Here is a 13,234-nt window from a genome sequence, read left to right on the forward strand (position 1 = left end):
GCGATTGATAATTCCAATCTAAAATCCAAAATCCAAAATCCAAAATCGACAGGTTTTCCTGGTGTTGATTGCGCGGTGGTCCCACACTGATCCCTTCCCGAACTCAGAGGTGAAACGCTGCCACGGCGACGATAGTCTGGGGGTTGCCCCACGCCAAAATAGCTCTATGCCAGGTCTATTATTATACGAACCCTCTCATTATTGATTTAATGAGAGGGTTTGTTTTTTGTGTCTATAATTTTGTCTACCTACCACTGCATCTGAGGCACAAGATAGGAGACAACAAACTAACTAAATATATCAAATCCACTGGGAAAAATCATGGGCAAACTGGGAAAGTGAGATGAGATGAATGCGTGGATCATTTTGTCCCATTTGCCTTTCTAATTGGGTATTGTAACCCCAATCTGCTAAGAAAAGTTGTACATGATCTAAGTCAGATTGCTTTTGAATTAACTGTAATGTTTTAAGTCTATCTTCTACGAACCATAAATTTACGGATTTTGGTTGGGTTTGCTCAAGTAATTCTCGTAAAGTTTCATATTTTGGGCGTTTTACTTCTTTTCCAAAAATCGCTGCTGGTGGTAAATTAACTCCTTCTTTTTGTAGCAGTTGCTGGACGAAACGTCCTTCTTTAGTAGTGACAATATACAAGTTAACGTGACTAGTAAGAGTTATTTTTAGTCTTTCTATCACACCAGGATAGAATTTATGCATACTTAGCCAACCATCTAAATCTGTGCTTATCCATTCATCGCGGATAGTATCAAGTTTTAGGGCAATTTCTTTTGCATCTAAATTAGATGCTGCTAATATTTGTGAAGTTATACTTGTCCATTGTTGCAGAATTTTATCATCAGCGAAGCCTTCTATTAAAGCTGCAATTAAAACAGGCATCTCCCAACCTGTTTCAATTACAGGACGTAAACGATAAAATCTCAAAGCTAAATCATCTGGTGGTGTATTTTTAGCAGATGACCATAGTTGACAGTAGGTACGCCATGCTACCTCAAAATATTCAATTAGTCCATCGCAAATCACTCCATCAAAGTCTAAGGCTAAAATTGTGGGACTATTTACTGTCATTGTTTTGAGGATGAAAACTGCTATTTTTAGCTTACCTGAACTGCAATTAATTTAGGTAAGGTTGTTATCAAAAGAGAAAAGAATGAATTGTTTTGGAAATTGCAAAGCAAGCTAAATGAAGAATACCCTGGGGAATGCGAATAGCAATATCTATAAAGTAATATAGGACTAATATTTGATTATTGAACAAAACTCCGTACACCTAAATCTTCTACAACCCTTTTGCCTTTTGCCTCTTGCCTCTTGCCTGCCTACACAAGTATTTATGGCTTACGCCACGCTACGCTATCAGGAATCAAACTGGATGCCTATATTACGTTTTGAGATCAGCTTTTACTGCATCCTAAATTCTGTTAACTGTTTAATCCTGATTTTGAAAATGATAGATTGGGAGCAGAACAAATATAGTATACATTTCAACAGCGGCAACTGCTCCGATGTGCTGTTTTCTGATAAAATTAGAAATCCGACTCCTTTAACATAGATTGACGTATGAGCAAGGGAACTCTGTTTGACAAAGTTTGGGACATACACACCGTTGGTACACTTCCATCAGGACTAACGCAACTATTTATTGGCCTCCACCTTATCCATGAAGTTACCAGTCCCCAAGCCTTTGCTATGCTCAAAGAAAGGGGTTTAAAAGTATTGTTTCCACAAAGGACTGTGGCCACAGTTGATCATATCGTGCCTACCGATAACCAAGCTCGTCCCTTTTTGGATAGCATGGCGGAAGAAATGATCCAGGCTTTAGAAAAAAGTTGTCAAGAAAATGACATAACTTTTTACAATATTGGTTCAGGAAATCAAGGTATAGTTCACGTTATCGCCCCGGAATTGGGACTGACTCAACCGGGAATGACTATAGCTTGTGGAGATAGCCATACATCTAGTCATGGTGCGTTTGGAGCGATCGCCTTTGGTATCGGTACAAGTCAAGTTAGAGACGTTCTCGCCTCCCAAACCCTAGCATTATCTAAACTCAAAGTCCGCAAAATAGAAGTTAACGGCAAACTTAAACCTGGAGTTTACGCCAAAGACGTAATTCTACATATCATCCGCACCTTGGGAGTAAAAGGTGGTGTAGGCTACGCTTACGAATTTTCAGGAACGACCTTTGCACAGATGAACATGGAAGAACGGATGACCGTTTGTAACATGGCCATTGAAGGTGGTGCAAGATGCGGATATGTTAACCCTGACCAAATTACTTACGACTATCTGCAAAATCGAGATTTCGCTCCCCAAGGTGCAGACTGGGATAAAGCCGTTGCTTGGTGGGAATCTCTGCGGAGTGATGCCAATGCCGAATATGATGATGTAGTAGTATTTAATGCTGAAGATATTCCTCCCACTGTCACCTGGGGAATTACACCCGGTCAAGGAATTGGTGTTGATCAAAAAGTCCCCGCAGCCGCAGAACTAGCAGAAGAAGACCGCTTTGTTGCCGAAGAAGCCTATCGCTACATGGACTTGTACCCAGGTCAACCCATCCAAGGGACAAAAATTGATGTTTGCTTTATTGGTAGTTGCACCAATGGACGCATCAGCGACTTAAGAGAAGCAGCCAAAATAGCCCAAGGTCGCAAAGTTGCAGAGGGTGTGAAAGCCTTTGTTGTTCCTGGTTCAGAAAGAGTGAAAAAAGAAGCCGAAGCCGAAGGACTGGATCAAATCTTTGTGGAGGCAGGTTTTGAGTGGAGAGAACCAGGGTGTTCCATGTGTTTAGCCATGAACCCAGACAAACTACAAGGGAGACAAATTAGCGCCTCCTCCTCCAACCGCAACTTTAAAGGAAGACAAGGTTCTGCTTCCGGTCGTACCTTACTTATGAGTCCCGCGATGGTAGCAACTGCGGCTATTAAAGGAGAAGTTGCTGACGTGCGAGAACTTTTGTAGGTGACAGGTGACAGGTGACAGGTGACAGCGAAGAGAATAGATTATTTTCCTTTTTCCTCTTGCCTCTTGCCTTTTGCCTTTTGCCTTTTGCCTCCACTATTCCCTATTCCCTATTCCCTAAAATGGTAAGTGAAATTAGACAGATCAGCGATCGCGCCGTTCCTTTAATTGGCGATGATATCGACACAGACAGAATTATACCTGCCCGCTACTTAAAAGCCATCACCTTTGACGGCTTAGGAGAAGGCGTATTTATCGACGACAGGAAAGCTTTAAACGGTCAACATCCTTTCGACCAAACCCAATATCAAGGCGCGAAAGTATTAATAGTTAACCGTAACTTTGGCTGTGGTTCATCAAGAGAACACGCACCCCAAGCATTAGCTAAATGGGGAATAAAAGCCGTCATTGGTGAAAGCTTCGCCGAAATCTTTTTTGGTAACTGTGTGGCAATGGGTATACCTTGTGTCACTGCTGAAGCGTCCATAGTTAAACAACTGCAAGAATTAGTCACAGCTGATCCTCAAGCAGCTATTACCATAGATGTGGAAAAATTGCAAGTATCTAGTGGAGATTTAACCTTCCCAGTGGCAATGAGTGAAGGCACAAAAACCGCCTTTGTTTCTGGGACTTGGGATGCTTGCGGACAGTTGGTAGCAAATGCAGAACAGGTAAAAGCAACAGCAACAAAATTACCTTACATTGCCTGGGGTAAATTGGCGGCTTAAGAGACATACTCCCACACAGATGCAAGCATACAGTGTGGGCTTCTCTGCAACTCCCGGTATCCCGTCGGACATTAACTGAGCTTTGTTTAAACTGCACGAGTTGAGGGGGCGACAAAGAAGCTAAAAAGGTTGCTGGATAAGCATCATAGCCCTCAGACCCTGTTGATAAAATGGCAGCTTATTGCGATAGCTTGCGTGGCGTAGCCATACCAAAGCCATCATTAAAAAAACCAATTCTTGGCACTGATTCATGGAAACTATCCAACTAGAACCGTACAAACCAATCCAAAAAGCACTATGTCTTCTTCTGATTCTTTTCTGTTCTGTAGAACGACAAACATAAGATTGTTTTCTTTGAGCTTGAGTTTTTTGACCTTGTAACCATGCAGAAGTCATAGATAAAGCAATCAATAAAATCAGGCGTACAAGTCTATCGGGAGAAGCTTGAGAACCTTCTAAATTGTAACCCCCAGTTTTACAATCTTTAAACATAGCCTCAATTCCAAAACGTTGACCATATATTTTGATGGTTGATGATATATCTGTGAGATTAGTTGATAAATACCAAGGTTCTAATTCTTGCTTACCGCGATACTTCCGTTTCCAATAAACGGCTAAATTACAACGACCAAAACCTTGCTCTTGTGTGAGCTTAACATTTTCATAAAATCTCTGACCTCCAGGATAAATAGGAATTGAACTTAGAGGTTGAAATGAGTGTCTTTTTTCTCGAAATGTGGTATCTTTTTTCTGTCTGAAGATATACTTCAAACCCTGACTATGTAACCATTTCCTTAATTCAGCACCATGAAATTCTCTATCACCAATAATAACTAATTCATATTGTTTCAATCACCTAATTACCGGACGTAATACTTTTTGTTGCTCTTGGAAGTTACTGCAACCTTTTTTATCTAGCAGACACCAATATATTGGTAATGCTCTTTTTCGATAAATTACACTTACCATCAAAACATTGTTGTCTTTCCACTGAGTTCTATCTATAGCAATAACCAATTGGGAAAGCGGTTTAAATAAGCGTGCTAAAATTACTTCAATGATTGGAAACCATAACAGCACCACACTCAATTTATTAGAGTTCAAAAATCTTTGTATATGACGTATATGACGACGACGGCTGTTTTCTTGTATTGGTAACGGTAGATTGGCAGCCAATCTTTCTATTCTCACTTCTTTCTGAGTTTGAAGTACCCACACCAGCATTTTCAGGGTGATTAACTGTCTATTACTCAGGTATTTTTCGAGGATTTCTTGATAAAATGACGGTAGCATTTTTTTGTTTGGTCTTGTTATTTTGACGAGACCATTCTTTTCTACCATCAAACTGTACTCTCTAGATAGCTGCTTAATAACCGTACATTATTGTCAATAAGCACCATATTTTTGAGAAGGTCTATCACCTGAAACCCTTTACCTATCTTGGTTTCATCTTGCTTGTCGACCCCTGAAGATTCTATATGAATCCTACTTTAATCTTGCTCAGTATGCCGACGTTCACTCCTGGATTTTGCGGTGTTCCTGGTTTGAAGCTTGTTCATAAATCTCATGAGAATATTATATTTTATTTTCAGTAATTAGTTGTAGGTTATACTATATCTATCGCCACTCACCCTGAAGAACAAAAGCTGCCCAATAATAGGGAGATTTCCACTCTGTTTCTCGCTGCATCTCTAATTGTGCCTCTCTCAATGCCTCTGCTGGTGGTAATTTCTTCTGTAACATTAAACGATAAAATCTGGTCATAATTTCTGATGTTGCTTTATCGTCTACTTGCCATAAACTTACTAATACACGAGGCGAAGCCGCATACATGAAACCTCTGGTTAATCCAACTAATCCCTCTCCTTTGATTTCTTGACCTAATCCAGTTTCACAGGCACTTATTACTACCAAATCTGCTGGAAGATTAAGGTTAAAGATTTCATTAAGACGCAAGAAACCATTAACAGTCTTGCCATTTTTATTTACTAATGAAAGCACCACCCCAGATAATTCTGGTGATTCGGTATTAAAGATACCATGAGTTGCAAAATGGACTATTTTATATTGACTTAATTGAGGATTAGTTGCAGTAGAAAGATTAGCATCAAAGTCAAAAGCAGAGGTTTTTTGAGTAGTTTCAGGAACGAGATTTAAGATAGCTTCTGCTTCTTTCCGAGTTCCAGGCAGGGAACGTAATGTATTATCTTCTGAGCTTCTGAGCGAACGCTGAAGGGCAAGTAGACTTAAATCAGATAGATTTTGAGAAATAGTCTTGTTGGCTTGTTGTACTCGTTGATCATCAGAACTGAAGACAGGATCAGCTAAAACAGCTAACGTTTTTGGTGCAGATTTTCTAGCTTTAGTTTCATTACGAATAGTTGCTAAACTGGAACTAGAAGGCAAATTAATAATCTCGTGTTCAGCAATAAGAGGTTGTTGATTTTCTGAAAGAGAAAGTGCAGCAAAAGGAACGTATTGTAATGCTCTATCTGCAACAATTAAAATACGTTTTTTAGTTATTTTATCCTTAACAGGAGTCAAAATGGTTTTCCTAATTAAAGATTCTGCTTGAGTAAATTCTTGTTGGTTGTTTATCTGTCTTATCTGGTCATTAAAATTTTTGGCTTGCTTTTCTATCTCTCCACGCGATGGAAGTTGATAACTGGTCATATCCTCTTTAGTGACTACCCAAAGATAACTCCGTTCTTCTCCTAAAGAATACTGTAATAAAATAGTATCTTTATCTAAAATCTGTTGTTGAACTTGTTCTAAGGTCAGAGGTTGAGGATATTGTAATGACCCATATTTAGGGCTTTTACTACGGATTTGGTTTTGTAACTCCTGATACTTATTTAATAGATTTTTGTGTTCTTGAGCAATGGTTGTTTTTTGTTGAGTATTACTATTAGGATTGTTATTGATATCTATACGTTGTTTTTCGATAGCGTCAATTTGACGTTGTAAGCTTTTTTCTTGCGTCAATAATTGAGGATCTACTCCTTCTTTAATATTGGCATTAGCTTCTGTGAGCAGTTCTAATAATGTTCTAGCGCGGGAACGTTCACTATAGTTAAAAGCCTGTTTATCATAGCCTTGCGATGAATCTTTTTCATGAAGCTTCATCAATAAGCTAATGCAAAATTGGTAGTAATCTTGGACACTAGAAAAATAGGTTTGACGCAGTTCAGGACTAATCACCTTAGTGCGTAATTTTTCAATAATCTCAATAGAGGCTTTAATTGACTTTTCGGCTTCAGCTAAGTTGCCTTTGTTTTGTTCAATTTGAGCTATTCTAGCTAGTGTAGATGCTTCACTACTTATGTTTCCTGTCTGACGATAAAGTTGAAGAGCTTGATTATAATAATCTAGTGCTTTCTGATAGTCAGACAATGAAAAATAAATCATACCAGCACGGGAAAATTCTAAAGCTTTATAGTAGGATGATTTTAAAGTTTGAGTAATAGCAATTGCTTGATTGACATATTCTATTGCTTTTGGTTTTTCATTCAACAGGCTATGGTACAAAGCTAGTTTACCAAGTGTTTCTGCTTCTCTGTCTTTGATTCCTTCGGCGCGAAATATCGGTAGTGCTTCCATCAGATAATCTATTGCTTTTTGGTAATTTTTTGACCAGTAATGCACAGTAGCAATAGCATTAATAATTCTAGCTTCCTCGCTCTTATTACCCAATTCTCGCCACAGGAGAAGAGATTTATTGTATTCACTAAGAGCTTGATTATAATCATCACGAGAATAATAAGTTAAGCCAATTTCTGAGTGAATTTCCGCCTGACCAGACTTGTTATTAAGTTCTTCTTGGAGAGCAAGTGCATCTTGATACATCTCAATACTTTGTTTATCATCACCTAATTGTCTGTAAAGTTGTCCTAAAAGCTGAAGTATATCAGCAGCTTCAAGGTTATTTCTGTTATTTTTAAATAGATTAAATGATTGTTTCCAGTCATCAATTGCTTGTTGATAGTTACCTAAATTGCTATTTGCAATCCCCATCATCTGACGGGCTGACGCTGCGCGGACAGGTTCACCTGTTTTTTGCCAGAGTGGTAGCGCCTGCTGGAATTTTTTTATAGCATTTTCAGGATCGCCAAATTCAAGGTAGATAAGTCCAATTTCCTGAAGATTAAGAGCAGCAGAGGCAAATTCTTTTTGTTCTTGAAACAACAGTAAGCCTTGATTAAAATAAGTAACAGCTTGCTCTTTATTTCCCAAGCTATGATAGACCGAGCCAATTTGACTCAAAACCTGGGCTTCTTGAAGTTTATTCTTTGTTTCTCGTATGAGTGGAATTACCTGCTGATAATAAGATATAGCTTGCTGAAAATCGCCCATTTTTTTGTAAGCAAAACCAATTCTGATAAGGGAAACAATCTCATTACCACGATTGTTTAGCAGCCGAGATAAATTTAGAGCTTGGTTAAGATAATTAAGTGCTTCCTGCTCTTCACCTAACTGGGAATAAGTAATACCAAGATTCCCTAAAGTTTTAGCTTCTCCTGCTTGATCTCCAGCAACTTTAAATAGTTGAAGGGCTTCTTGATATTTCTTGATAGCCTCACGCCAAGAATCTGATGTCTCTTGTTCAGATAATTTCATTCCTTCATCAAAAAGCTTTTGTGCTTGAGTACGAGGATCGGTTTCAACCATAAGTTGATGGGTAGGGTTGATAGAATTCCGTGTGGATTTAGAGTAGGCATTAACGGTTTCTGAACATAAGCATAAACACACCAATAAGATAAATCCTAAAGACGTTGGTTGATGCTTATTTGTGTTAGTAAATTGCCGAAAGAATTTGACTGCTACTTGTTTATCCATTGCTTTACCTCCTCATATCTTATTGTGTCACCTAACTTTTGATAATTTGTTTGTGCTTGGGTCAACCACCTGGTTGCCTCAGTTTTATTGTTTAAATCATTCTCTGTTAGTCCTAATTGCACTTGTGCCTCAGCTTGCCCTTCTATATCTTTGTTTAGTTTGGCTTGTTCTAAAGCCTTAATATAAGAAATTTTGGATTCCTTACTCAATCCTACTTGCAGATATAAATCACCTAAAAATTGATAGACTGCGCTTGTTTGACTTCCTCGTTTCACCAAATCTTCTAATAAGTTGATGGCTTCCGATTTCAAGTTATAACTTTGATACAGATAAGCTAATCCTAATCCTTCTGCTTCGTGGGTTAATTTTTGTTGCTTTAAGATAGCAACTTTTGTTCGTACTGACTCGGCAGTTTGTGTATCCAACAGAGTAAAATTAAGTTTAACTCCATCTTCTCGTGATGAATCTCCCTTGTTGGTTTCGACAGTGAGAAGATAAGAGAAATTTGGTTGTAAAACAGGTTGACCAGGATATTCGATTTGTGTGTTGCTAGTTTCTGTTTGCCAGTCCAAAGATAACCCAGCATCTTTTACTTGCACCTTATAGCGAGTAGCCCCTGGAACACCATTCCAGCGCAATATTGGGCGGTTATTAAGTAGGGCTGTGTTTCGTGGGCTGATAATGTAGGGAATTGAATTGCTAGGACTGCGGGTGTTGGTTCGATGACCAGGGCGGATAACAGTTAGTATTCCTGAAGAACAACCATCGGCGACTTTAGCCAGAGAATTACCGCGCAGATGCCAAACAGATAGATTGCTACACATTACTTTTGCTGATGCACCAGTCCTTAGCTGTAATTGGTCGGAGAAATTGAGTAAATCTCCCACATTGGCTTTGTGATAGCTTTTCCATTGACTGCGCTTGATCTGCACATCACCTTTAATTTCAGAAATAAAATTCAATGCTGGTGGATTTGTTTGAGCAGGGGCAAGATCAGGTACAGCTAATCCAAGCCACATTAGACTGAAAACGACCCCAGTTAAACTTTTAAAAGTTATTGTTTTTTGCATGATTGTCTAACCTTCTGTAACTTCTTGTGGGCTAAGTGTAACCAAGTATCTTCATCAGGATTAAGGGTAGACCCTAACTGACAGCATTGTTGCCACTGTTCAATGGCTGAGGGTTGCTTCTGCCGTTCCAACACCTGAGCTAACAAACAATGCGCTGAACCAGGGTTGCTGATATATTTAGCAAATTCAGAATTGCTAGCAATGCCGATAGCAGCTTGCAGCGCCTGCTGTGCCTCTAAATCTCGACCTTGCTGAAACCTCGCCCATCCCAAATTTTTAAAGATGTTGTACTTAACTTCAGGTTGGCTGTGCTGTGTTCCTGTTTGTAAAAGACCTTGTTGTAGCAGAGCAACTGCTTGGGGATATTCCTTCTTCTGAATAAACAATCGAGCCAAGTTATTATAAACTTCTGGCATTTCTCCTTTAACCGCGATTAGATACTCAATGCGGGCTTTATCAAACTGCTGCAAGTCCTCATAAAGATTGCCCAAATTGTAGTGAGCATCTACATTATCGGGATTTAAGGCAATGGCTCTCAAGTAATTTTCTTCAGCTGTTCCTAACTTGCCCTGCTCGTAGTTTTTCTTTCCTTGCTGGTTGTAGTAGGCTTGAGAAATTAGCGGTAAAGCAAACCAAAAGCCCAGTAATAATCCAAAAAGAATGATGAGAGAGCAAAATTTTGCACTTTCTCGACTATGTTGAGGAATTCCCAATTTAGTGATAAATTTTTCAAAGCCTTCTCGTCCCGCATCTGTCAATTCACTTCTAACTTGAAGTAAACTCAAGACAGTGGGAAAAACTACCGCAGCTGCCCCAATAACACCCACTCCGCCACTCAGAAAGCGACTGGCAATATTCGCCAACAGTCCCAAACTACCCGTCCAGGTAATTATTTTCAGACCTTTGATTAACCAATTAACCTGTTTAGCATCCAAATGCCACCACCAATCTTGAGTAGGTGTAGGCAAACTTTCCTGACACTCAACCAAGTCGAGAGCTTTAGTTATCTTGCTAGCTTTTTGTTTCAATTGTGAATCAAGCTGCATTAATTGCGATAGGAATTCTACAGGGATTGACTCCTGAGTTTTTAAAAGTTTTTGGAGAGCATCCCTAGCTGATAAAATTTCCAATGCTTGTTCGGTTGAAAGGAAAGTCTGAGTAGAGTTTAAACATTCCAAAGCTAATCGGTAACGAACGAGAGCAAATTGAAAGACTTCAATTGTTGGCACTACGTTATCCATAATTTCTGTCTCTATAGACGAAAAGTAGCATTGAACTTCTGACTTTATGGCATTGGTTTAAATACAAAAATTTATATTTACAAGGGTTCAGAAACTTGCCAATAAAAAATGTTCAATTAGTTATTGCAGGGTAGGTATATTGCCTGACCTGGAATCTGGATTGGCTATCAACTTATCCCACAAAATTTGATAATTTATTTATTGGTATCCCCTTGTGTTTTAGGGTAAACATGAAATTTGAAGAACTTGTGAGGAAAACCCTGATATTAAGGAAAAATACGATTTTTATTGATAAATATCACTTATAGGAAAAGATATTCTTCTACTTTCTTCAATGTTTCACCGGAAACTACACACAAAAAGCGTCAGGAATTACGTATACGCTACGAAAAATATGGGTTTGAGATTTCCTGCGATCGCAATGACGAAAATACATTAGTCTTGCGTAAGTTCTAAGCGTGTTACTGTTGACTTAGCTATACCGTAAACTTCCTGAAATATTACATCAGCTTTCATGTATTAAAAACCTACCCCTCAACCCTACCCCCCACACCATTCTTATTGACACTATCCTCAAAATTTATGCACACATCCACCCTTTCAGCAACCCTCCGTCACCGTCGTCAACGACTAGCAGAATTGATTGATTTTCCGGCAATTCTCTGGTCTGGCGGTAGTAGTTCCCGCAACTTTCCCGCGAATACTTTCCCTTTCCGTCCTAGTAGTCATTTCCTTTATTTTGCTGGAATTCCTCTCCAAAATGCCGCTATTCGCCTAGAAAGTGGTAATCTACAGTTATTTATAGATGACCCCCACCCTAGTAGCGCCCTTTGGCACGGAGAAACGCCTAGCCGTGAGGAAATCGCTGTACAGATAGGCGCAGATGATGCTAGGCCGATGGCAGAATTAAAAGATTATTTGGAAAATGCTGCCACTATTCCTGTCCAAGATGCGGCGACTTGGACACAGCAATCACAATTATTAGATCGGTGGATTTTACCTCAACAACCACCCCAAGGAATTGATTTAGAATTAGCCAAAGCTATTGTTTCCTTACGTCTCACCCATGATGCAGCCGCCTTGGTAGAATTACGTAAAGCTGCGGAAGTAAGTGTAGCAGCACACAAAGCGGGAATGGCTGCTACAGGTACAGCGAAACTAGAAGCAGAAGTCCGTGCGGCAATGGAAGCAGTAATTATGGGTCAGAATCTGACAACTGCTTACACTAGTATTGTTACCGTACATGGTGAGGTTTTACACAATAACCATTATTTCCATTCACTGCAACCAGGAGATTTACTTTTAGCTGATGTGGGCGCGGAAACGGAGACTGGTTGGGCGGCTGATATTACCCGCACTTGGCCTGTATCTGGGAAGTTTTCATCTACCCAAAGAGATATTTATGATATTGTTTTAGCTGCCCATGATGCTTGTATTGAGAAGATAGCCCCTGGTGTGGAATATGGGGATATTCATCTTGTGGCTGCAACTGTAATTGCAGAAGGTTTGGTAGATTTGGGAATTTTACGAGGTAAGCCGGAAGATTTGGTAAAAATGGATCTTCATGCACTGTTTTTCCCCCACGGTATCGGGCATCTTTTAGGTTTAGATGTGCATGATATGGAAGATTTGGGAGATTTAGCAGGGTATGAAGAAGGAAGAAAAAGAAGCGATCGCTTCGGGTTAAGTTACCTGCGGTTAAATCGTCCTTTACGTTCAGGAATGTTAGTAACTATTGAACCAGGATTTTATCAAGTTCCCGGAATTTTAAATGATCCAAAAGTGCGTGATCAATACCAATATTTAGTGAATTGGGAACGTTTAGAACAATTTGCTGATGTGCGGGGAATTCGCATTGAAGATGATGTTTTAGTTACAGAATCAGGTAGCGAAGTTTTAACAGCCGCATTACCTAATCAAGCTGATGATATAGAAGAATTAGCCATGCCAGGGAAAATATAGTATTGTAAAACTTCATAGTTTTTAACAAAAGTAGATAGTCATGAACAACAAACCAATGCGATCGCTACTTGCCGGAGTTATTATCAGTTTAGGACTATTGCCTTTGTCAACTCAAGCACAGCAACCTGTTTCTGATAGCCAAGTTGCAGCAATGGTAGAGGCTTTGCGACTAGCTGCACCCCAGGAAAAAAAGCCAACTCCTGGATATTATAGCGACTGGCAAGTTAAACCAGAAACTTTGAAAGGTTGGTCTAAATTTTGTCTGAAGAAAGAATTAACACCGACTCAGTTTGAAAACGATCCGAAAACAGCACGTCAAATTATTTCTTGCATCATGAAGCGGGAGTTAACTAGGGTTTGCTGAAAAAGTCGAAAAAAACGTTGAGGAGAATTGAGTGGGTAGTCAGGCAGAAAT

The 13,234-nt window shown here is 39.4% G+C and carries 9 protein-coding genes, 1 rRNA gene and 1 pseudogene; 5 read left to right on the top strand and 6 right to left on the bottom strand.

The window, feature by feature from the left end:
• Positions 1–57 precede the first annotated feature (57 nt).
• Positions 58–175 (top strand): 5S ribosomal RNA (gene rrf / locus A0J48_RS24000).
• Positions 176–300: 125 nt separating this feature from the next.
• Here rrf and A0J48_RS24005 read toward each other — a convergent pair.
• Complete coding sequence (locus A0J48_RS24005) at positions 301–1,086, bottom strand: HAD family hydrolase (RefSeq protein ID WP_200327105.1); 786 nt, start codon at positions 1,084–1,086, stop codon at positions 301–303.
• Positions 1,087–1,578: 492 nt separating this feature from the next.
• On the opposite strand from A0J48_RS24005, the gene leuC reads away from it, so the two are divergent.
• Complete coding sequence (gene leuC / locus A0J48_RS24010) at positions 1,579–2,982, top strand: 3-isopropylmalate dehydratase large subunit (protein WP_200327106.1); 1,404 nt, start codon at positions 1,579–1,581, stop codon at positions 2,980–2,982.
• A 122-nt stretch (positions 2,983–3,104) separates the two neighbouring features.
• Positions 3,105–3,710 (top strand): 3-isopropylmalate dehydratase small subunit, encoded by a 606-nt coding sequence (gene leuD, locus A0J48_RS24015; protein ID WP_200327107.1) that lies wholly within the window; start codon positions 3,105–3,107, stop codon positions 3,708–3,710.
• Between the two features lie 120 nt (positions 3,711–3,830).
• On the opposite strand, the gene A0J48_RS24020 is transcribed toward leuD, so the two are convergent.
• From A0J48_RS24020 to A0J48_RS24040, 5 genes are all read right to left on the bottom strand, one after another.
• Positions 3,831–4,562: a transposase gene (locus A0J48_RS24020; RefSeq protein WP_200327108.1), complete on the bottom strand. Its 732-nt coding sequence runs from the start codon at positions 4,560–4,562 to the stop codon at positions 3,831–3,833.
• A complete protein-coding gene (locus A0J48_RS24025) occupies positions 4,563–5,003 on the bottom strand; it encodes a hypothetical protein (protein WP_200327109.1) in 441 nt (146 codons plus the stop codon). It abuts the gene before it with no gap.
• Positions 5,004–5,327: 324 nt separating this feature from the next.
• Positions 5,328–8,546 (bottom strand): CHAT domain-containing tetratricopeptide repeat protein, encoded by a 3,219-nt coding sequence (locus A0J48_RS24030; protein WP_200327110.1) that lies wholly within the window; start codon positions 8,544–8,546, stop codon positions 5,328–5,330.
• Positions 8,531–9,616 carry a tetratricopeptide repeat protein gene (locus A0J48_RS24035; RefSeq protein ID WP_200327111.1) on the bottom strand — a complete coding sequence of 362 codons (1,086 nt, stop codon included), beginning with the start codon at positions 9,614–9,616 and terminating at the stop codon, positions 8,531–8,533. The genes A0J48_RS24030 and A0J48_RS24035 overlap by 16 nt, the downstream gene beginning before the upstream one ends.
• Positions 9,601–10,857 (bottom strand): tetratricopeptide repeat protein, encoded by a 1,257-nt coding sequence (locus A0J48_RS24040; RefSeq protein ID WP_200327112.1) that lies wholly within the window; start codon positions 10,855–10,857, stop codon positions 9,601–9,603. Before A0J48_RS24040 ends, A0J48_RS24035 begins: the two co-directional genes overlap by 16 nt.
• A 582-nt stretch (positions 10,858–11,439) precedes the next feature.
• Here A0J48_RS24040 and A0J48_RS24045 point away from each other — a divergent pair.
• Together A0J48_RS24045 and A0J48_RS24050 are read left to right on the top strand one after the other, a co-directional pair.
• Positions 11,440–12,819, top strand: coding sequence for an aminopeptidase P family protein (locus A0J48_RS24045; protein WP_200327113.1), 1,380 nt, complete (start codon positions 11,440–11,442; stop codon positions 12,817–12,819).
• A 55-nt stretch (positions 12,820–12,874) separates the two neighbouring features.
• A pseudogene (locus A0J48_RS24050) lies at positions 12,875–13,168 on the top strand (hypothetical protein); the annotation flags it as partial.
• Positions 13,169–13,234: the final 66 nt, after the last annotated feature.

Source organism: Sphaerospermopsis aphanizomenoides BCCUSP55, from assembly GCF_001586785.1.
GTDB lineage: Bacteria > Cyanobacteriota > Cyanobacteriia > Cyanobacteriales > Nostocaceae > Sphaerospermopsis_A > Sphaerospermopsis_A aphanizomenoides_A.